Source organism: Acetobacter sp. A11-2 (genome assembly GCF_040208445.1).
Taxonomy (GTDB): Bacteria; Pseudomonadota; Alphaproteobacteria; order Acetobacterales; family Acetobacteraceae; genus Acetobacter; species Acetobacter oryzoeni.
Genome location: NZ_CP157843.1, coordinates 336,930 through 357,730, shown reverse-complemented (window position 1 = coordinate 357,730; position 20,801 = coordinate 336,930). Strand labels below are relative to the sequence as shown.

At 53.9% G+C, this 20,801-nt stretch carries 20 protein-coding genes; 13 read left to right on the top strand and 7 right to left on the bottom strand.

The genetic code is table 11. The features are described 5' to 3' along the window. The first annotated feature begins 19 nt into the window (after positions 1–19). Complete coding sequence (locus ABNV41_RS01740) at positions 20–844, top strand: pyruvate, water dikinase regulatory protein (RefSeq protein WP_050818308.1); 825 nt, start codon at positions 20–22, stop codon at positions 842–844. 50 nt (positions 845–894) lie between these two features. On the opposite strand, the gene ABNV41_RS01735 is transcribed toward ABNV41_RS01740, so the two are convergent. Continuing rightward, on the bottom strand, positions 895–1,353 hold the full coding sequence (locus tag ABNV41_RS01735; protein ID WP_087651874.1) for a hypothetical protein: 459 nt from the start codon (positions 1,351–1,353) through the stop codon (positions 895–897). A gap of 172 nt (positions 1,354–1,525) precedes the next feature. On the opposite strand from ABNV41_RS01735, the gene ABNV41_RS01730 reads away from it, so the two are divergent. Then, complete coding sequence (locus ABNV41_RS01730) at positions 1,526–2,125, top strand: YigZ family protein (protein WP_349934879.1); 600 nt, start codon at positions 1,526–1,528, stop codon at positions 2,123–2,125. On the opposite strand, the gene ABNV41_RS01725 is transcribed toward ABNV41_RS01730, so the two are convergent. Next, on the bottom strand, positions 2,122–2,526 hold the full coding sequence (locus ABNV41_RS01725) for a hypothetical protein (protein WP_003623098.1): 405 nt from the start codon (positions 2,524–2,526) through the stop codon (positions 2,122–2,124). The genes ABNV41_RS01730 and ABNV41_RS01725 overlap by 4 nt on opposite strands. A 291-nt stretch (positions 2,527–2,817) precedes the next feature. On the opposite strand from ABNV41_RS01725, the gene ABNV41_RS01720 reads away from it, so the two are divergent. The 6 genes from ABNV41_RS01720 to ABNV41_RS01695 all read left to right on the top strand — a co-directional run bounded on the left by ABNV41_RS01720 (position 2,818) and on the right by ABNV41_RS01695 (position 9,306). After that, the gene (locus ABNV41_RS01720) at positions 2,818–4,197 is read left to right on the top strand and encodes a class II 3-deoxy-7-phosphoheptulonate synthase (RefSeq protein WP_050818311.1); all 1,380 of its coding nucleotides are present in this window, start codon (positions 2,818–2,820) and stop codon (positions 4,195–4,197) included. A gap of 80 nt (positions 4,198–4,277) precedes the next feature. Further along, complete coding sequence (locus tag ABNV41_RS01715; protein WP_349934878.1) at positions 4,278–5,525, top strand: nicotinate phosphoribosyltransferase; 1,248 nt, start codon at positions 4,278–4,280, stop codon at positions 5,523–5,525. Then, positions 5,522–5,941, top strand: coding sequence for a hypothetical protein (locus tag ABNV41_RS01710; RefSeq protein ID WP_042787758.1), 420 nt, complete (start codon positions 5,522–5,524; stop codon positions 5,939–5,941). The genes ABNV41_RS01715 and ABNV41_RS01710 overlap by 4 nt, the downstream gene beginning before the upstream one ends. Positions 5,942–5,997: 56 nt before the next feature. After that, a complete protein-coding gene (gltX, locus tag ABNV41_RS01705; protein WP_050818313.1) occupies positions 5,998–7,326 on the top strand; it encodes a glutamate--tRNA ligase in 1,329 nt (442 codons plus the stop codon). 12 nt (positions 7,327–7,338) lie between these two features. Next, the gene (locus ABNV41_RS01700; protein ID WP_050818314.1) at positions 7,339–7,968 is read left to right on the top strand and encodes a nicotinamidase; all 630 of its coding nucleotides are present in this window, start codon (positions 7,339–7,341) and stop codon (positions 7,966–7,968) included. A gap of 33 nt (positions 7,969–8,001) precedes the next feature. After that, positions 8,002–9,306: a hypothetical protein gene (locus tag ABNV41_RS01695; protein ID WP_050818315.1), complete on the top strand. Its 1,305-nt coding sequence runs from the start codon at positions 8,002–8,004 to the stop codon at positions 9,304–9,306. 5 nt (positions 9,307–9,311) lie between these two features. Here ABNV41_RS01695 and ABNV41_RS01690 read toward each other — a convergent pair whose 3' ends face one another. Continuing rightward, a complete protein-coding gene (locus ABNV41_RS01690; RefSeq protein ID WP_087651870.1) occupies positions 9,312–11,684 on the bottom strand; it encodes a heavy metal translocating P-type ATPase in 2,373 nt (790 codons plus the stop codon). Positions 11,685–11,807: 123 nt separating this feature from the next. Here ABNV41_RS01690 and ABNV41_RS01685 point away from each other — a divergent pair, with 123 nt between their 5' ends. Genes ABNV41_RS01685 through ABNV41_RS01675 form a run of 3 tightly spaced genes read left to right on the top strand, consistent with a single transcriptional unit; the run spans position 11,808 to position 15,015 of the window. Beyond that, positions 11,808–12,233, top strand: coding sequence for a hypothetical protein (locus tag ABNV41_RS01685; protein WP_050818317.1), 426 nt, complete (start codon positions 11,808–11,810; stop codon positions 12,231–12,233). 44 nt (positions 12,234–12,277) lie between these two features. Then, entirely contained in the window at positions 12,278–14,023 is a 1,746-nt protein-coding gene (locus tag ABNV41_RS01680) for a copper resistance system multicopper oxidase (protein WP_349934877.1), read from the top strand. Continuing rightward, entirely contained in the window at positions 14,020–15,015 is a 996-nt protein-coding gene (locus tag ABNV41_RS01675; RefSeq protein WP_050818319.1) for a copper resistance protein B, read from the top strand. The genes ABNV41_RS01680 and ABNV41_RS01675 overlap by 4 nt, the downstream gene beginning before the upstream one ends. An 83-nt stretch (positions 15,016–15,098) precedes the next feature. Here ABNV41_RS01675 and ilvC read toward each other — a convergent pair whose 3' ends face one another. The 4 genes from ilvC to miaA all read right to left on the bottom strand — a co-directional run bounded on the left by ilvC (position 15,099) and on the right by miaA (position 19,641). Continuing rightward, positions 15,099–16,118 (bottom strand): ketol-acid reductoisomerase, encoded by a 1,020-nt coding sequence (gene ilvC, locus ABNV41_RS01670; RefSeq protein ID WP_035362122.1) that lies wholly within the window; start codon positions 16,116–16,118, stop codon positions 15,099–15,101. 59 nt (positions 16,119–16,177) lie between these two features. Beyond that, positions 16,178–16,696 carry an acetolactate synthase small subunit gene (ilvN, locus tag ABNV41_RS01665; RefSeq protein WP_003623117.1) on the bottom strand — a complete coding sequence of 173 codons (519 nt, stop codon included), beginning with the start codon at positions 16,694–16,696 and terminating at the stop codon, positions 16,178–16,180. Positions 16,697–16,762: 66 nt separating this feature from the next. Next, positions 16,763–18,613, bottom strand: coding sequence for a biosynthetic-type acetolactate synthase large subunit (gene ilvB, locus ABNV41_RS01660; RefSeq protein WP_196332571.1), 1,851 nt, complete (start codon positions 18,611–18,613; stop codon positions 16,763–16,765). Between the two features lie 14 nt (positions 18,614–18,627). Beyond that, positions 18,628–19,641: a tRNA (adenosine(37)-N6)-dimethylallyltransferase MiaA gene (miaA, locus tag ABNV41_RS01655; protein ID WP_408871370.1), complete on the bottom strand. Its 1,014-nt coding sequence runs from the start codon at positions 19,639–19,641 to the stop codon at positions 18,628–18,630. A 30-nt stretch (positions 19,642–19,671) separates the two neighbouring features. Here miaA and serB point away from each other — a divergent pair, with 30 nt between their 5' ends. Both serB and ABNV41_RS01645 read left to right on the top strand, forming a co-directional pair. Next, positions 19,672–20,562, top strand: a complete 891-nt coding sequence (gene serB / locus ABNV41_RS01650) for a phosphoserine phosphatase SerB (protein WP_050818322.1) — start codon at positions 19,672–19,674, stop codon at positions 20,560–20,562. A gap of 36 nt (positions 20,563–20,598) precedes the next feature. Next, positions 20,599–20,793 carry a hypothetical protein gene (locus ABNV41_RS01645; RefSeq protein ID WP_003623125.1) on the top strand — a complete coding sequence of 65 codons (195 nt, stop codon included), beginning with the start codon at positions 20,599–20,601 and terminating at the stop codon, positions 20,791–20,793. The last annotated feature ends 8 nt before the right edge of the window (positions 20,794–20,801 follow it).

The window sequence follows — 20,801 nt, the reverse complement described above, 5'->3', positions numbered from 1 at the left end:
CCATTTTCAAATCCAGATCATGCAAAAAAAAATCACGCTCCACCTTGTCTCCGAAGCAACGGGCCAGACGCTGGATTCTGTTGCCCGCGCCTGTATTGCGCAGTTTCCCAATACAGAGGTGCATCTGCGCCACTGGAACCTTATTCGCACGCAGCTTCAGCTCCGTCGGGTTTTGCGGCATATCGCGCTAGACCGTGGGCCTGTGATGTCTTCATTAACAGACCCGACCTTGCAAGCTGATATGGAAGCTGGCTGTGCAAGCCTACAGGTAAGACTGTTGGACGTGCTGGATAATGCCCTCCACTTTTTAACGGAAGAAACGGGCGAAGAAGCGACACGTCATCCGGGTGGCCAGTACATCATGGATGAAAACTACTACCAGCGTATTGAAGCCATGCATTATGTGCTGGCGCATGATGATGGGCAGGAAACCAAGGGCCTGAACGAAGCAGATGTTATTCTGGTTGGTGTTTCGCGCGTTTCCAAAACACCTACATGCTTCTATCTGGCAAACCGGGGCCTAAAGGCCGCCAATGTGCCCTTGGTTATGGGCATTGAGCCACCGCAGGATCTGTTCACAACAGATAAACCCGTCATTGGCCTTACAATAGACCCGGAGCGTCTGATTGAAATTCGCCGTAATCGGCTTTCTCAGATGGTGCCATCCAAGGCCAAGATCGATCCGGTAGCAGATTACGCCTATATTGATCTGGAAAAGGTGCAGGAAGAACTGCACTGGGCGCGCCGCTTATGTCGCCGCCATAACTGGCCGGTTATTGATGTCACCCGCCGGTCTATTGAGGAAACATCCGCTGCTATTCTGGATCTGATTTCCGCTGGGTAAAAATACCTTCTTCTTTCTGATATGACCCAGAAAGAAGAAGGAAAACCCTTTTATTCAGCCATTTCTGCTGGGGTCAGGTGTTGGATGCGTATCGCCTGCCCTTGTGCATTATAATAAATAATGCTGCTTCCACGCCGCTGCGCATAACCATCTGGCTTGCCATCCTGTGTCCAGAATAACAGCCGATTGGCATCGGGCTGTTCCTGAACTTTATCGCCTTCTGGTTTGTAGCGATATTTGCTGAAATCCTTGTGGGCACGTGGCAATGGCGGTTTGGTTGCCAACTTGTGCATATCTGCAGGGCGATGCGTTTCTGCATCGTCATCATCGCCCATTCCTTCTTCTGCCATGGCAGAAGGCATATTCAGAACAGGCAGAGCAACTGCGCAAATACCTGCCACAACTAACCACTTCTTACGCAACACAGGCATCATGCTGCTGCTTTCCTTTTTCTGCTTCACTGCCAACAGATATATGGTCTGGCAGCAGTGAAAGGCCATTGTTCCCATATATTGGAACAAAACGATCCTACACCCAACAGAGCAAGCCTGTTTTTCACCATCCTGTCATGCCCTTTTACCAAAGAAACATCCTTAATAAGGCCATAACAGCGATATTCTGCGTATATATCCGCCAGAATACATGTTTGCGGGGCTTTAGGCAGGCTGTATCATCAAGCGTATGACCGAAACGCTTCTCAGCCCCTTTACTCTGGAACGGGATATTAAAAAAAGCCGCTTTCTCGCCAGCGCTACGCCCATAAACAGCATAGAAGAGGCCGAAGCTTTTATCAGCCGTATTGCTGCGGCGGGGCCAGATGCCACACATCATTGCTGGGCATGGCAGTTTGGCCCGCACCGCCGCTGCCATGATGCCGGAGAACCATCGGGCACTGCCGGGCGACCCATTTTACAAGTTGTTGTTGCACAAAAGCTTGATCGGGTTGCCATTGTGGTGTCGCGCTGGTTTGGCGGCATCAAGCTTGGGGCTGGCGGCCTTGTGCGCGCTTATGCGGGCACTGCAGCAGAATGTTTGCGGGAAGCCCCCAAAGAACCGCTGATAGACCGTATCAAGCTGAGCTTTCATTGCCCGTTTTCACTTATTGGGCTGCTGCAGTCTCGTCTACCAGAATGGGGTGTTGATGCTGACACGCCAGAATTTGATGCTCTGGGGGCCCAGTTCGTTCTTACGCTGCCAGCAGAATGGCAGGAAGGTATCACCCAACGCATCACAGACCTGACAAATGGTCAGGCCCAGATACGCGTGGTGGAAGAAAATTAGCGCGGGATAACCCACCCGTTGCCGGTAGAATCCCCAACCTGCCCAGAACCAAACGGCCCGCTGCTCTGATAGGCAGAACCGTATTTGGAAATATCGGAACCGGTTACCGAGTCACGATGCACCTTGGCCAGATGATCTGGATCTGCGCCGTGCTGGAAATCCATGGATGGTGCATCCTGGTACCCCGGCGGCAGGTTACGATGCCCATGAACAGTCTTCTTTTCAGAAGACTGGCTCTGCTGGCCATTGGAATCGAGGCTGCCAGAACCTTCAGCAAAGGAAACATTATCATCTGGCATCAAGGCCGGATCTGCATAAGCTGCAGAAATACCAGCCATAAGGCCAAAACCAACACATATGCCCGAAAGCACCGTTACAAACGGTTTACGCAGCTGCGCCATTGCGCGTTACCCCGCGAAAAAATGAAAATTTACCCTGCCCGAAAAACCGTTCCAGCCGGGCTGTGCTGGTGCTATATTGCACCAACGTGGCAAAATGCCAAACCAAACGGTCATATGCCCGCCATACATTAAAGGCAGGCGCGCGCATTTGGTATAAAGATCAGATTTGCCTATTGCCGCTGTTTTAGACATAAAGGCTTCCCCTTGGCATCCGTACACGGGTGCAAGGTGCTTTATGTCTCTTTATTCAACCTTTGACCTGACCACCCTTAAACTGACAGGAACCGCGTTATGAGTGCAACGCTCACCCAGCCCAACCCGACGTCTGCGACCTGGATGCCGGATAGCTGGCGTTCGTTTCCCGTAAAGCAGATTCCCAGTTATCCGGATCAGGCCGCACTTAAAACGGTTGAAGACCGGCTGAGTTCCTATCCGCCGCTGGTGTTTGCCGGGGAAGTGCGCACCCTGCGCAACCATCTGGCTCAGGCCGCTGCCGGGCAGGCCTTTGTGCTGCAAGGCGGCGCATGCGCTGAAAGCTTTGGTGAATTTAAAGCCAATATCGTGCGCGATACCTTCCGCGTGCTGTTGCAGATGGCCGTGGTGCTGACATTTGGCGCCAAGGTGCCGGTTGTTAAAATTGGCCGTATGGCTGGCCAGTTCGCTAAGCCGCGCTCTTCCGATACGGAAACCGTAAATGGCGTCACCCTGCCATCTTACCGGGGTGACATTATTAACGGTTCAGACTTCACGCCTGAATCCCGCATCCCTGATCCTGCACGGATGGAAACCGGCTATTTTCAGTCCACCGGTATCCAGAACCTGCTGCGTGCGTTCTCGCACGGTGGATATGCCAACCTGCATCAGGTGCACCGCTGGAATCTGGGCTTTGTGGAGCGCTCTCCCCTTTCCAACCGTTACCGCGTAATGGCGGAACGCATTGGGGAAACGCTGGCATTCATGCAGGCCTGTGGGCTGAACGCCGCATCTGCCCCGCAGATTGATGAAACAGAGTTCTACACCTCTCACGAAGCACTGCTGCTGCCTTATGAGCAGGCTCTGACACGCATCGACTCGACATCTGGTGAATGGTATGACTGCTCCGCCCACTTTGTGTGGATTGGGGATCGCACCCGCCAGCCCGATGGCGCGCATGTGGAGTTCCTGCGTGGTGTGCGTAACCCTATCGGCATTAAGGTTGGCCCCACCACCAGCGTGGAAGACATTAAAAAGCTGACAGAAATTCTGAACCCGAAAAACGAAGCCGGGCGTATTACGCTTATCTCTCGGATGGGTGCAGATAAGATTACAGAAAAACTGCCCCCGCTTATGCGGGCCGTAAAAGCGACCGGGCAGACTGTAACGTGGCTGACGGACCCGATGCACGGCAACACCACATCCACGCAGCAGAAAATCAAAACCCGCTCCTTCGATTCCATCGTGAAGGAAGTAAAAGGGTTCTTTGCTGTCTGTGCGGCAGAAAACGTACCTGCTGGTGGCGTGCATCTGGAAATGACAGGCCAGAACGTAACGGAATGCGTAGGTGGTGCGCATTGCCTGACAGAAGAAGATCTGGGCAATCGTTACGAAACCTTCTGTGACCCGCGCCTGAATGCCGAACAATCCTTGGAACTGGCATTCCTGATTGCGGAAGAACTCAAAAGCGAACGCTAAGGCAAACACGCTTTTATGAACTCAGCCTGAACATTCAGGCTGATCACAGAACCGGGGGGTGGGGTTTACCTTGCCCCCTGTTGTTCCCATCATCCCTGCAGCCCCAATGGCAGAAAGAGCAGATCAGGATGACGCATTCCTTCTCCAAACCTTCAGCTGGCGTCTGTTCCGCCCGCACAGCAGCACCGCTTTCCGATGCGGAAATTCGTGCGCGCATAGATTCCTACTTTAATCGTACCCGCCAGATTGTAAGCCGGTTTGGAGATTGTGAGGTTACATACGCCTTCTTCATCCGTCGTCCGGTTATTTCTGCTCCGGGGCTGATGCTGGAATGGCTGAAAAACGTTATGGCCCAGCGCCAAGCCCCCTACACAGTAGATGTGGTGCACCCAGAAGGTGAATGGGTGGGTGCTGGTGAGCCGCTGGTTTACGTAACAGGCTCCTTTACCCATCTGGCGGATTTAGAAACACTGCTGTTGCAAAAACTCGGTAGCCCATGTGTTGCAGCACACCGCGCTTACCAGATGGCGCTTTCCCTACCTCATACCCGCTTTTTGGCCATGGATGCCCGCCATTGTGCTGGGTATGAAATGCAGGAGCTTATGGCATATGCGGCTTCTGTTGGGGGGCGTGAGGCGCAGGAAAACGGGGCTATAGGGTTTGTAGGCACAGCCAATGATGCCGTAGCACCCTTTTTTGGGGGCACACATGGCGCAGGCACCATGCCTCATGCCTTAATTGGCTATGCGGGCTCTACCGTGCGTGCGGCTGAAATGTTCCATGCAGAATTCCCGCATACTGACCTTGTGGTGCTGGTAGATTACTTTGGGCAGGAAATTACGGACGCACTGGCCGTTTGCAATCGCTTCCCCAAACTGGCGGCAGAAGGCAAGCTGGCTGTCAGGCTAGATACACATGGTGGCCGCTTTATGCAGGGGTTAAACCCGCAGGAATCCTATGCGGTGGTCAACCGTCATGCGCCAGAGGCACTGCGCCGTTATCGGTCTGATAAAGAACTGCGTTACCTGATTGGCACAGGTGTTTCTGCCGCAGCCATTTGGAAAATGCGTGAAGAGCTGGACCACGCAGGCTTTCCGCACGTTAAAATTATTGCCTCATCTGGCTTCGGCGTAACCAAATGCGCCTGTATGGCGGATGCACACGCCCCTATTGATGTTGTTGGCACAGGCTCCTTTATTCCTGAACTGTGGAACGAAACCTATGCCACAGCCGATATTGTCTCCTACAACGGCGTTGAACGGGTAAAAATCGGGCGGGAATTCCTTCTTCCCTCCTTCCGCAAAACCACCAAAGGCGAACAGGCATGACCGAAAAAACCGATACCGAAGACAAAACATGGAAAGTTCGCATTCTGGATCTTTCTGGCGGTGCGGAAGATAACATTGTGGAAGATGTTGGCGTTTTTCATGATCTGGCCCACGCCAACGCATTTGCCCGCGCCTATGTGCGCGACAGTGTAGAACGCTGCCGCACCCCCGGCGCCAGCGCCAAAGATGTGCTGACAACGTGGTTCAGCTTTGGTGAAGATGCCGTTGTGCTGGATGCAGGTGAAGATGGCTGGCATTCCGCCAATGAGCTGGATGATTTTACGGCCCACCGCGCAACGCCGATGGAACGAGACTGGCGCGCGCTGGACCCGCGCCGGCTGGTTGAAGATAACGAAGACCTGACAGACCTTTACGGCACGACAGACGATGCCGATAATGGCGGCCACCAGCACTAACACAGCATAACGCTGTGGCTGGTCTTTCCTGTTCATTCGCGCCATAAGCTTCTGTCATGAAACTCCGTTTTGCTCCCAGCCCTACCGGCCTCCTGCATGTTGGCAATGCCCGTCAGGCACTTGCCAATGCCCTTTACGCCCGCCGCCACGGTGGCCAATTCCAACTCCGTATTGATGATACGGACATCGGCCGCTCCCGCGAGGAGCTGGTAGAAGCTATCCAGAAAGATCTGCACTGGATGGGCATTCAGTGGGATGAAACCTTCCGGCAGACAGAACGGCTGGACCGCTACGCTGCAGCTATTGAGAAGCTGAAAGCTTCTGGCCACCTTTACCCCTGCTTTGAAAGCGAGCAGGAACTGGCCGCCAAGCGCGAAACACAGATCCGCCAGCGCCGCGCCCCGGTTTATGACCGCGCCATGCTGAAAATGACCCCCCAGCAGCGCGCGCAGGCAGAAGCAAATGGTAAAGTGCCCTACTGGCGCTTCAAGCTGTCCAACACCACCGTGCGCTGGCGCGATATGGTGATGGGCGATTGCCAGGTTAAGCTTCCTTCTGTTTCAGACCCCGTTCTGGTGCGCACAGATGGCACGGTGCTGTACACACTGGCCTCTGTTGTGGATGATCTGGAAACAGGCATTACCCACATTATCCGTGGGGAAGACCATGTAACCAACACGGGCGTGCAGATTGATATTGCCCAAGCCCTTGGCGCACATCCTGACCATTTCCGTTTTGCACATCTGCCGCTGCTGCTTGATGAAAACGGTGGCAAACTTTCCAAACGCTTTGATGCGTGTTCACTGCGCACATTCCGTCAGGACGGCATAGAAGCAACAGCGCTGATCTCCTACCTTGCCCGCCTTGGCTCTTCGGATGATCCGGTGCTGCTCCCGTTTGATGAGCAGGCCAAGATATACGATATTTCCCATATCTCCCGCTCTGCAGCACGGTTTGATACCCGCCAGCTTCTGGCCATGAACCATAAGCTGCTGGCCCAGACAGCCTATGCAGATGTGGCAGACAGATTGCCTAAAGGCGCGACCGAAGCCTTCTGGCTGGCTATTCGTGGGAATATCGAACTGCTTTCAGAAGCACGCCTGTGGCATAATGTAACGGATGGAGACATCATCCCTCCTGTGCAGGAAGGTGAAGATGACTTCCTGAAAGAAGCCGCCAGCCTGTTGCCGCCTGAACCGTGGGATGAAACCACATGGAAGGCATGGACAACCGCTGTGCGTGAAAAAACGGGCCGTTCTGGCAAAGCCCTGTTTCACCCCCTCCGTTTGGCACTAACAGGGGAAGAACAAGGGCCGGAACTGCGGGATCTTCTGCCGTTAATTGGCCGCTCCCGCGCCTTGGCCCGGCTGCTTCCTTCTGCATAAAGAGTAACACACATGCCTCTGCAATCAGCGCCTTCCCTTCCCGCCTTTATACCGGGCAAAACGGATGCGCTGATTGTGGTAGATGTGCAGAACGATTTTCTGCCAGATGGCACCCTGCCTGTGCCCCAAGGCCATATCATTGTGCCTGTTATTAACAGATTGGCACATTTACCTTTTGGGTTGATCGTAACCTCGCAGGACTGGCACCCATCCGATCATGTTTCTTTCAAAACCACTCATCAGAACGGTCTTTGGCCTCCACATTGTGTAGCCAATACACACGGAGCGGCCTTTCCCCAAGATTTACACCTGCCTGAACGCACCCTGCACCTGTTTAAAGGCGCACAATCCGAGCAGGATAGTTACTCTGCTTTTGGGGCTCAAACACAGTCGGGCCAGTTGCTTGATGCTGTTTTAAAACAGCATGGCATCACACGTGTTTTTGTATGTGGCTTGGCATTGGAATACTGCGTGCAGGCCACAGCACTAGATGCACAAAAAGCCGGATATACAACCGTGCTTCTTACAGATGCCACCCAAGGCCTAGAGCCTGACCCTACCCCCGCTTTAATGGCCTGTCAGGCAAAAGGTATTTTGCTGTATTCTGGTTTACAATTACACACACCTTACTTAACGCGCTGATTCATACCCTACGCAAACCAGCCAGAGGTTTTTATGCGTAACAGTCTTTCTCGCCGTCGTTTTGGTCTTTGCTGTGCTGGTATGGGCATTTCTGCTCTGGCTGGGCCACCCATTGTTGCACGTGCAACATCCATTCCCGAACTGATGGAACGCGAACCGCCCATGCTGGAAACCCTTAAATGGGCACCGCATGTGCATAAGGCCATTCAGAACGTTATCAACGCCAACGGGCAATATTCCTCCACCTACAACCCGCAGCGTCGGCCCTACGTGGTGGTGGACTGGAACAACACAGCCATTGTGGGCGATGCGCAGGAAACGCTGTTCCTCTACATGCTGGAACACTTCAGTTTTCTGATGCGTGCAGATGAATTCCGGCATCTCATCCACGTACATGCATTTGCGCACCCCTTGCCTGACCCATTTGTTAATATGGCCGGGCAACCCGTTTCCTTCCCGGTGCTGGTGGATGATCTGATAGAGGATTACCGTGCACTGGCAGCCCGTTATGGGCACATGCCACACCCGCTCCCGCGGGATGTGTTGGCAAAAGATGTCACTCTTCAAGCTTTTCGGGCCAGAATGGCCTTTTGCCAACAGGCTGTTGCCACACTACATGGGCCAGAAGCCGCACAACGCTGGATGATACGACTGGTAGCAGGGCAGACAGCAGCAGACGTTATTGCCCTTAGCCGTGCAGCAAATGAATGGTGCCTTGGGGCTTCCATAACCACACAAACATGGGAATGCCCGGCAGAACGCCCCGGCAAGGCAGGCCCGGTATCTGCCAAAGTTGTGCAAGCCCTGCGCCTTACGCCGGAAATGGCCAACCTGTTCCAGATCTTGCAAGAACACGGGATAGACCCGGTTATCTGCACCTCCGGCATGGAGGATATTACGGCGCTTTTTGCCACATCGGCAGAATATGGATACAACCTGCCGCGTGAACATGTTTTTGGCGCACGTTTGGCTGAGCGTAAAAAAATCCTGCTTTCTACCGAAGTCGCACATTACCCCTTCCCGGCAGATGCGGGAAAAACCGCCATTATTCACAAATACTTTGTCGCAAAACGGCAAATGTCGCCACTCATGATTTTTGCGGGAGAAGATTGCTCAGCGCATATGCTGGAAGCTTTTCCTGACAGCAAGCTGAACTGTCTGATAAACCGCAAACAATCCGCCCCCATGCAGAAATTTTTGCAAAAGGCCGCACAATCTGCCTCAGACACCGCGCCCCGGCAGTTTTACCTGCAAGGGCGTGATGAAAACACAGGGGAATGGCTGCCAGAAGAAGGTAGTATTCTATTGGGGGAAACCAATCCTTCCCTCCCCACCTGATATGATCAGGATTTGGGCTTCCACCAGTTTAGCAATAGGGAATTGCTGACAACAGAAACAGAACTCATTGCCATGGCAGCCCCTGCCAAAACCGGGTCCAGCTTACCAAGGGCTGCCAAAGGCAAACCGAGAATATTGTAAATAAAAGCAAAAAACAGGTTCTGCCATATTTTGGAAACCGTGGCGCGTGAGAGAGAAAGCGCATCCACCAAGGCCATCAGGTTGCTGCGCATTAGCACAACATCTGCCGTTTCCAAGGCAATATCTGCCCCAGCACCTATGGCAAAACCAACATCGGCAGAAGCTAGAGCTGGGGCATCATTAATACCATCGCCCACCATGCCCACGCACTTGCCCTGCTCTTTCAGTTTACGAATTTCAGCCTCTTTGCCATCTGGCAGCACGCCAGCAATAACTGTTTTTATGCCCACCTGCTGGGCCACGGCCTGCGCAACACGGGCGTTGTCCCCCGTAAGCATCACCACATCCAAACCCTGCTGCTGCAAGGCTGCTACTGCTTCTTGCGCTTCTGGGCGGATCTGATCTGCCAGCGCAAACCATGCCAGAACCGTTTGTCCCTGCGCCACACCCACAACCGTGCGCCCCTGCTGTTGCCAGCTTTGGGTAAGATCATGATCGATCGTGCAACCAATGGTAGCCAGATATGCAGGAGAACCCAACGCAATAGGGTGGCCCTGATATTCTGCTCTAACACCCTGCCCTGGCACAGCCTGAAAGCCAGATATTTCTGCCGCAGTAACATCCTGCGCACGTGCATAGTTCACAACCGCACGCGCTAACGGATGTTCGGATTGGCTTTCCAGCGCATATGCCAAGGCAAACGCATCATGTGCAGAAATATGCTCTGCCACCTGAACATCCACAACTGCGGGCTGCCCTTGGGTTAAGGTGCCTGTTTTATCCACCACAAGCGTTGTGAGCTTACGTGTCTGTTCCAGCGCATCTGCATTACGGAACAAAATACCCGCACGTGCGCCCAACCCCGTGCCCACCATAATGGCGGTAGGAGTAGCCAACCCCAAAGAGCACGGGCAGGCAATGACCAGCACGGAAATAGCGTTAACAAGGCTTTGGTCCCATACACCTGTTAGCAACCAGCCTGTGGCAAATGTCAGCACAGCCAGCGCCAGCACCACCGGCACAAAAACAGACGCCACCTTATCTGCCAGCCGCTGCACACTGGCTTTGCTGCCTTGTGCCTGCTCTACCATATGCACAATGCCTGCCAGCACTGTCTGGCTGCCAATACCGGTTACTTTGGCGCGCAGGGCTCCTGTCTGGTTTAATGTGCCTGCAAACACGTTGGCACCCGTTTGCTTGGCAACAGGCACGCTCTCACCCGTCAGCATGGCCTCATTCACATCCGATGCGCCAGAAAGCACCACACCATCTACCGGAATACTCTCACCGGGGCGCACCAGAAACACATTGCCCACTTGTAGCTGCTCTACGGGTTCATCGGTTATCTGACCGGCGCGTTCAACATGTGCTGTTCTGGGCTGAAGCCGCAGCAGGCTTTCCATACCAGCACCTGCGCGCGCCTTGGCGCGGGCCTCCAACAAACGGCCTAGCAATACTAGCGTAATCACCAGTGCGCTGGCCTCAAAATAAACAGGCTGATCTAACCCAAACAGCACCACAACCGCGCTGAAGCCATAGGCAATGCTGGTGCCCAAAACCACCAGCACATCCATGGTGGCGGCACCACTGCGCAATGCGTGCCATGCACCCGCATAAAAGGAGCGGCCACACCAAAACTGCACCACAGTGGCCAAAACAAGCTGCACCCATAGCGGCAACATAACCGCATGGTGTGCGCCTACCATCATACCCACCATTTCCAGCAGAAATGGCAGGCTTAAAACCGCAGCCAGCACAAAACCTGTTAGTGCGGTGCGCCATTCCTTCTGCCGCTGATGCTTGGCTTCTTCCGCTGTTTTCTGTTGGAAGACACTTGCGCCATATCCGGCTTTTTCTACCGCAGCTATCAGCGCCTGCGCGGTAACTATGCCGGGAACAAAAGTAACGTGTGCACGCTCGGTAGCGAGATTAACGTTTGCATGCACAGATGGCAGGGCGTTCAGCACTTTTTCCACCCGTCCGGCACAGCCCGCACAAGAAAGCCCTGTCAGAGCCAGATCCACGCTGGATGTCTGCGCCCCAAACCCGGCTTTGGTAACGGCGTCCAATATATCCGTTACGTTGCTTGCACCGGCACCCAGATCAACCTGTGCCTTGGCCGTTGCAAAATTGACAGAGGCCTGCACACCCTCCAGCCGGTTCAGCACTTTTTCCAGCCGGGCAGCGCATGCGGCGCAGGACATCCCTTCTACCGGGAAACTGATTGTCTGGCTCATTCACCCTACTCCGCCTGTAACTGCCACGCCTGCGCACCGCATCAGAAAACCACTATGATACGACTTCCTGCTTTGCAGGACATTTTCTTGCTCTCATATACACATTGCAGATATGGTGGCGAGATGATGGATCGCATCCTGCCTTTCAGAAAAATTCTGAGCGGCCTGCTTTTTGTAGCAGTGCTGATAGGCTTGCATGCGCTTTTGCCGGGCAAGATATTTGCATCTGCTCATGCCATGACACACTGGCACTCAGGCGTACAATCTGCCGAGTGCCATTCTCATGCTTCCATGAACATGCCGATGGAACATCATGCTGCACCGGCACATGCTGCCCATTGTGCATTGCAAACCCATACACACCATCATCAACAGCATTGTTGCCAGCCAGATTGCTTTACAGCCGGCCTTTCTGCGCTTCTGCCTTATACGCCTGCGCATGATGCTGCATGGCAAATGCCTGCGCATCGGTTACGCAGGAATGTTCTATTCCTGCCAGATTACACAGCGGATCCCCTGCTCAGACCACCCAAACTGCATAACGCCTGATTTTTCATACGTTTTAATCAGTCGGTCTGCGCGTTCCTATATGCGTGCAGCATGATGCAGAATGGACAATACCCATGCATATTCCCCCTGTTTTGAAAGGGAGAAATGTGTCTCGTCGGCAGTTTATAACTGGCGGCAGCGCATTGGCAGCCCTGTATGCCCTTAAGCCACCCAAACAAGCGTTTGCTTCTGCCCTTACATCCGGGATTGTACCCCCAAACGCCAGCAACACGTTTGATCTGACCATCGGCTGGGCGAACGTAAATATTTTAGACAAACCGCAGCGCGTGCCCACCATGAATGGTGGTGTGCCCGGCCCTATCCTGCGGTGGCGTGAAGGCGATGATTTACGCCTGAACATCCATAATACATTGGACGAAACAACCTCCATCCACTGGCATGGCATCCGGTGCCCGGCACATATGGATGGCGTGCCGGGGTTAAGCTTTGTCGGAATTGAACCCGGTGCACGCTTTACCTATCGCTTTCCTGTAAAACAGAGTGGCACATACTGGTATCACAGCCACTCCAACATGCAGGAAGCCATGGGGCTGTATGGGGCCATTGTGATTGACCCCAAGGAGCCAGACCCCAATAGTTATGACCGGGATTACGTTATCCTGCTTTCAGATTGGTCTGATGTGGCGCCCCATACCATCATCAACAAGCTGAAGTTTCAGGATGACTACTATAATTTCCGGCAACGTACGGCTGTCTCGTTTTTTCATGATGTCAAGAAATCCGGCGTTTGGCCGACACTAAAAGACCGCATGCAGTGGGCTGGCATGAACATGTCCGCTACGGATATTTCAGACGTAAGCGGCATTATCTACACCTATCTGATGAACGGCTGCGCTCCTGCTGCCAACTGGACCGGTATTTTTAAACCCGGTGAACGCATCAGACTGCGGTTCATCAACGCTGCCGCCATGACCTTTTACGATATCCGTATTCCCGGTTTACAGATGGATATCATTCAGGCGGATGGAAATAATGTTGAACCCGTGCGGGTAGATGAATTCCGCATTGGTGTGGCTGAAACGTATGATTGCATTGTGCAACCTCAAGGCAACCAAGCCTACACCATTTTTGCCCAAAGTGAGGATAAAACGGGTTATGCCCGCGGCACGCTTGCCCCTCATTCCGGCATGAGCGCACCTGTTCCCCCCATGGATGAACGGCCCGTACGCACCATGGTGGATATGGGTATGGCCATGCACGGAGGGCACGATATGGGCAGCATGAATATGCACGACATGCCCATGCACCAAGCCACAAAAACGCATGCGCCGCCTTTGAATGTAGAAAACCAGAACCGCGCCGCCATGCCGATCAACCGCCTGGCAGACCCCGGTGATGGTTTACAAAACAACGGCCGACGGGTTCTGACATACGCAGACCTGCGCGCCACCCACCCAGCTACAGATCAACGCCCGCCATCGCGCGAGATCACGTTGTATCTTACCGGCAACATGGAGCGTTATATCTGGGGGTTTGATGGCAAAAAGTTCTCGGAAGCCGAGCCTATTCCACTGCGTTTGGGTGAACGGGTGCGCTTTACCCTGATAAATGACACCATGATGGAACACCCCATCCATCTGCATGGTTTGTGGAGCGAACTGGAAAACGGGAACGGCCTGTATAACCCGGTAAAACACACCATTATTGCGCAACCGGGCGGAAAGCTGAGCTATCTGGTTTCTGCCGATACACCGGGCTTATGGGCTTTTCACTGCCACCTGCTTTACCACATGGATTTAGGCATGTTTCGCACGGTGGTGGTGTCATGAAAACATGTTTGAACCGCCAATACATTTCCCGTTTTTTGCTGTGGGGTATGTCCGCTCTGCTTATGGCTCCTGCAATTATGCCCCATGCCAAGGCAGCTTCCATGAACCATGCAGGTATGGAAGGCATGGATGATATGAATATGGGCGACATGGACATGCCTGCCCCAAAACCTAAACCCCAGCAAAGCTCAAACCCGGCCCAGCATTCTGGGCACACCATTGCACCCAACAAAAGCACTAAGGTGGGCACTTCTGCCTACCCACCCGTAACGCCCAGTGCCCAGTGGCCTGCAACGCCGCCACCTGTGCCTAAAGTGCATTACGTACAGCACATCCATCCGGTTATGGACCACAACACATATTTCCATGCTCTCTTGGAGCAGTTTGAAGGCCGATATACACCGGGCAACAGCTTGTTTAGGTATTCTGGCCAAGCGTGGTTTGGCACGGATTACAACAAGCTCTGGGTAAAGTCTGAAGGCGTTCTAGATGGCCACCGTCGTTTTTCAGATGGTGATCATGAGTTTTTCTATGACCGAGCCATTTCCACCTATTTTGATGTACAGGCTGGTATTCGGCTGGATGTAGATAGCGGCCCCACCCGCGCATGGGGTGCGGTGGGCGTACAAGGGCTGGCACTTTACTTTTTTGATGTCTCTGCCACGGCGTATTTCAACAACTCAGGTGTAGCTGGCAAACTGGAAGGCTCTTACGACTTCCTGATTACCAACCGCCTGATTTTACAGCCACAGGCCGAGTTGAACTTCTATTCTCATGCAGACCCGGAACGCGGTGTAAGCCGAGGTTTTTCTGACATAGATGCAGGTTTGCGCCTACGCTATGAGTTCAAACGCCAGATTGCCCCTTATATTGCTGTTACCTATGCCGGGCATTATGGCAGCACCGCCAGCATAGCCAGAAACAACACCCGCATGGCAGAAAATGGGCCAGAGGATTTACGTTTTACCTTTGGCATTCGCTCGTGGTTTTAACATTGCGATAACCCTTAAATAGAAAAAGCCCTGCCACACATTTGGTGGCAGGGCTTTTTGCTACGGCTAACGCCAGAACTGAATTAGTTCTTGGTTTTGTCAACCAGACGGGATTTTGCAATCCACGGCATCATGCCACGCAGTTTTTCACCAACAGCTTCAATCTGGTGGGCATCGTTACGTGCACGTGTGGCCTTGAAGAACACGTTGCCGGACTGGTTTTCCAGCACGAAGTTACGCACGAACGTACCGTTCTGGATGTCCGTCAGGATACCCTTCATGGCTTTCTTGGTTTCCGGCGTAATCACGCGCGGGCCAGATACGTATTCACCATACTCAGCTGTGTTAGAGATGGAGTAGTTCATGTTGGCAATGCCGCCTTCGTAGATCAGATCCACGATCAGCTTCATTTCGTGCAGGCATTCAAAATATGCCATTTCCGGTGCGTAACCACCTTCAACCAGCGTTTCAAAGCCAGCGCGGATCAGTTCAACCAGACCGCCGCACAGAACTGCCTGTTCACCAAACAGATCGGTTTCAACTTCTTCCTTGAAGGAAGTTTCGATCGTGCCAGCACGGCCACCACCAATGGCAGAAGCATAGGACAGAGCAATGTCCAGAGCCTTGCCAGACTTATCCTGCGCAATAGCAACCAGGCAGGGCACGCCGCCGCCACGCTGATATTCGGAACGCACGGTGTGGCCAGGGCCTTTTGGTGCAATCAGGAACACGTCCAGATCAGGACGCGCTTCAATCAGGCGGAAGTGGATGGACAGACCATGAGCAAATGCCAGAGCAGCACCCTGCTTCAGGTTCTTTTCCAGAGATTCTTTGTACAGTGCGCCCTGGCCTTCATCCGGCGTCAGCACCATAACCACGTCTGCCCATGCAGCAGCCTGGTCTGGGGTCATCACGGTGAAGCCAGCAGCCTTGGCTTTTTCAACTGCTGAGGAGCTTTCGCGCAGGCCGATCACGACCTCTTTCACGCCGCTGTCCTTCAGGTTGTTAGCGTGGGCATGGCCCTGGCTACCATAACCAATAATGGCAACCTTTTTGGATTTAATCAGATTCACATCGGCGTCACGGTCGTAATACACGCGCATTGCCATGGTTTTTGCTCCTTTTAACAAGCCGGAATAGCTTTTCCGGCTTTTCTCATACTTCAGATGCTCTGAATTGTCTGCGGCCCGCGGCAAATGGAGGCCACGCCTGTGCGCGACACCTCAGCCAGCCCAAGCGGACGCATCAGCTCGATAAAACTGTCCAGCTTTTCTGTAGAGCCAGTCAGTTCAAACACAAAAGAACTCGCCGTGGTGTCCACCGCCCGTGCACGGAATGCCTGCGCAATCCGCAGGGCCTCCGTGCGTGGTTCGCCAGAGGAAACCACTTTCACCAACGCCATTTCCCGCGCCACATATGGGCCTTCTGCCGTAAGGTCCACAACGCGGGATACGGGCACTACACGCGCAATCTGGGCGCGTATCTGGCGAATGGCGGAAGGTGTGCCGGTTGTCACCACATTCACGCGGGATGTGGTCTGGTTTTCATCAACCGGGGCCACTGTCAGGCTCTGGATATTGTATCCACGGCCAGAAAACAGCTCCACAATACGGGCCAGGGCGCCGCTTTCATTATCCACCAAAAGAGAGATAACGGCAGAACCGGAATTTTCCTGCTGCATTGTCAGTATATCCTGAAATCAGACTGGAAGAAGAAAGAAACCTCTTGGGGAAAGCCCCAACCGGCCTCAGACCAGCATCTGCCCTTCTTTGGTAATCTTGGCTCCGCTTTCTTCCTGATCTGGTCCCAAAATCATTTCATTATGGGCAGCACCAGAAGGAATCATGGGGAAGCAGTTTTCACCTTCCGCCACGCAGATATCCACAATTACCGGCCCATCATGCGCCAGTGCCTGCCGGATAGTATCATCCAACTGGCTCAACTGCGTAACCCGCAGGCCTGTGCCGTGAAAGCTTTCTGCCAGCTTTACAAAATCTGGCAGCGCATCGCTGTAGCTTTCAGAATACCGAGAGCCATGCAGCAGCTCCTGCCACTGGCGCACCATGCCCATATAGTGGTTGTTGATGATGAAGATTTTTACCGGCAGGCGATACTGCGCAATGGTGCCCAGTTCCTGAATGTTCATCAGGGTGGAAGCTTCACCGGCAATATCCATCACCAGTGCATCGGGGTGTGCAATCTGCGCACCAACGGCTGCTGGCAAGCCATAGCCCATGGTGCCCAGACCACCAGATGTGAGCCAGCGGTTGGGATGATCAAACCGGAAGAACTGCGCAGCCCACATCTGATGCTGCCCAACTTCGGTTGAAACATAGGTATCCCGCCCGGTTTCACGCGCCAGTTCGTAAATACGGCGAATAGCCTGCTGGGGCTTGATAACCGCATCTGGCGCCTGATCCTGCGTAAAGCGCAGGCAATCCAGCGCACGCCATGCATCAATCCGGCTCCACCATTCCGCCAGTTCTTTCTGATGGGTGTAGGCGGGTTCTTTTTCCCATTCCTCAATCATCATGGCGATGGTTTCACCCACATCACCAATAATGGCTTCATCTACATGGATGATCTTGTTGATCTGGGCCGGATCAATATCCGCATGGATTTTGAAGGATGTAGGAGAAAACGCATCCACACGCCCGGTCACACGGTCATCAAACCGGCTACCCAGCGCAATCAGCACATCGCAATCATGCGTGGCCAGATTGGCTTCGTAGGTGCCGTGCATCCCCAACATGCCCAAAAACTGGGAATCGGTGCCCGGATAAGCCCCAAGCCCCATCAGCGTAGAGGTGATGGGAAAACCCGTCATCTTCACCAGTTTGCGCAAGGCTTCACTGGCCTGCGGGCCAGAATTGATAATGCCACCACCCGTATAAAACAGCGGGCGCTTGGCATTTTTCATGGCCTTTACGGCGCGGGCCACAGCATCTTTATCCGGCTTGGCCTGTGTTCTTTCCGTACGCGGAGCAATGTCCTGAGCGCCCATGTATGGCGCATCACCCACGGTGATGTTTTTAGGCAGATCGATCAGCACCGGACCGGGGCGGCCAGAACGTGCAATGGCAAAGGCCTCATGCACTGTTGGCGCCAGATCTTCGGGCTTGCGCACCAGATAATTGTATTTGGTAACAGGCCGCGTAATGCCGGTGGTATCTGCTTCCTGAAACGCATCATAGCCAATCAGGCTTGTAGGCACCTGCCCGGACAGACACACCAGCGGGATGGAATCCATCATGGCATCCAGCAAGCCGGTTACGGCGTTTGTAGCGCCCGGACCACTGGTGACCAGCACAACCCCTACCTTGCCGGTAGAACGCGCATAAGCCTCTGCTGCATGAACAGCCGCCTGCTCGTGCCTTACCAGCACGTGGCGAATCTGGTTTTGCTTAAACAGGGCATCATAAATGGGCAGGACCGCCCCGCCCGGGTATCCGAAAATAACCTCCACACCCTGCTCAGCCAGCGCGCGCATAAGGACTTCCGCACCAGAAAGAGCTGGTGTGTTCCGTGCGTCTGATGGTGCCGAAGCAGCTTTGAGTGTCATGTCATCCTCTCTTCCCGGAAATGGGACAGGCCGCATCTTTAGGCCTCGAATCAGGCAGCGTCAATCCCAGAGAGAACGAAAGATACAATTTCTTCGTATTTTCTTTCCGAAAATTGCGCAAAATCAGAAAAAGATGCATCAACTGTGCATTCCAAGCCCTTTTTTGCCAAACTATGGTGCGCAAACCACGTTGCCTGCCGCTTGGTATAACGCCCTGTGGCCCGCACAGCCCGTTGCGTGGCTTCTTGCTCGATTATCTCTCCACGCAGCATGGCAGAAAGCTCTGGCACACCATGTGCGCGCATGGCTGGCAGGGTGGTATCCAGTTTTCGGGCCAGTAAAGCCTGCACCTCTGCCACAGCACCATTGCGCAGCATGGTCTCAAACCTTGCGGCAATGCGTGCCCGCAGTTCCGCGCGTTCAGGATTTAGGCGCACAGCTACAAACCGGCAAGCAGCGGGCGGCAAGCCGGGCTGCTTATGCCACCATGTCAGCCCATGCCCTGTGCCACGCCAGACTTCCCACGCGCGTGAAACACGTTGGGAATCCACAGGCCTCAGGCGGCTGGCTGTTTCAGGGTCCACTTCCATCAGTCGGGCGTGCAAAGCAGGTGCGCCGTACTGTGCCACACTCTGGCGGGCCTCCTGCCGGGCCTCCTCCCCAGTATCCGGGATAATGACCAAGCCATTTGTAAGGGCGTGCAAGTACATGCCTGTGCCGCCACATAAAATGGGCAAACGGTTTTGCGCCCATGCCTGCTGCATGCAGGCCAAAGCCTGCTCTCGCCACCATGCCACACTGCCTTTTTCTTCTGCTGGCAGCACACCATACAGCCGGTGTGTCACAAGCTGTTCGTCCTCCGCACTGGGGCGAGCCGTTAAAATATGGAGGTCCTTATAAACCTGCATGGAATCGGCATTAATAATCTCGCCATTCAATCTGCGGGCCAATGCCAGCGCCAGAGCGGATTTGCCGGAACAGGTTGGCCCGGCCACAATAAGTGCTGCGGGCAGGTTGGCGGAAGCATCCGCAAGTCTGCCCATATGGTGTTCTGCTTGCCTCATGCCTGCATTCCTGCCACACACCCCTTTGCCATGACGAGCCTTGTTCTGACCCTTGTTGCCCAGCGTGAGGCAACCACCCTTGATAGCGCCACCATTGCACTGGTGCGCGACATTCTTGCCACCAATGCAGAAGCCATTGTGCTTTCTGCCGGGGAAGCTGTTGATATTCCTTGCCCGGAAAATGCAGCCACCAAACTGCCAGCCGTGCGGGAAGCGCTGAACACCCTGCCCGTAGATACGGTGCTGACACATACAGCCATGCGCCGCAAAAGACTGCTGGTTTCTGATATGGACAGCACCATTGTTGCCAATGAAACATTGGATGATGTGGCAACCCATGCCGGTATTGGTGAAAAAATAGCCGCTATTACCGCACGCTCCATGAATGGTGAGTTGGATTTTGCAACATCCCTACGTGAACGTGTGGCCCTGTTGGAGGGGCTCCCTGCTTCCTTGCTGGAAAAAGCGTGGAAGGACGTCAAACTGAACTCTGGCGCGCGCGAACTGGTGCAGACCATGCATGCCCACGGCGCTTACACGGCGCTGGTTTCTGGTGGTTTTACCTTTTTTACCTCCAAGGTTGCGGCGCTGTGCGGATTTGATGAAAACCACGCCAACACGCTCCTTTTTGATGCAGAAGATTGCCTGACAGGCGCAACCGGCCAGCCTATTCTGGGCCCAGATGCAAAGCTGAGCCTGCTGGAAAAGCTGACAGCTACGCACAGCCTGCCCACAGAAGCCACGCTGGCTATTGGTGATGGCGCCAATGATCTACCCATGCTGCGTAAGGCCGGGCTAGGTATGGCTTTTTATGCCAAACCGGTTGTGCGCAAGGAAATTGCGGCCCAGATCAACCATACATCCCTCCGCACGGCTCTGTTTGCACAAGGGTATCCCGCTTCTGCATTTATCAGGGACTAAACATTAGATTTGGCATGACGGCGTAAGGAAAAGATTATGCAGTTTGATCCGCGTGATATTTCAACTTACCCCATCGTCCGTACAATCTGCGTGATTGTTGGGTGTGGGCTGGTAGCTTACTGCTTTGTCTTTTACCTCAACCTGCCACCAGATACGCCAGAGCACGTTATGCGCCATGTTGCCGCACTTATTGTGGGCACGCTTATCCTGCTTGGATCTATCTGGATTTAAAATGTGCG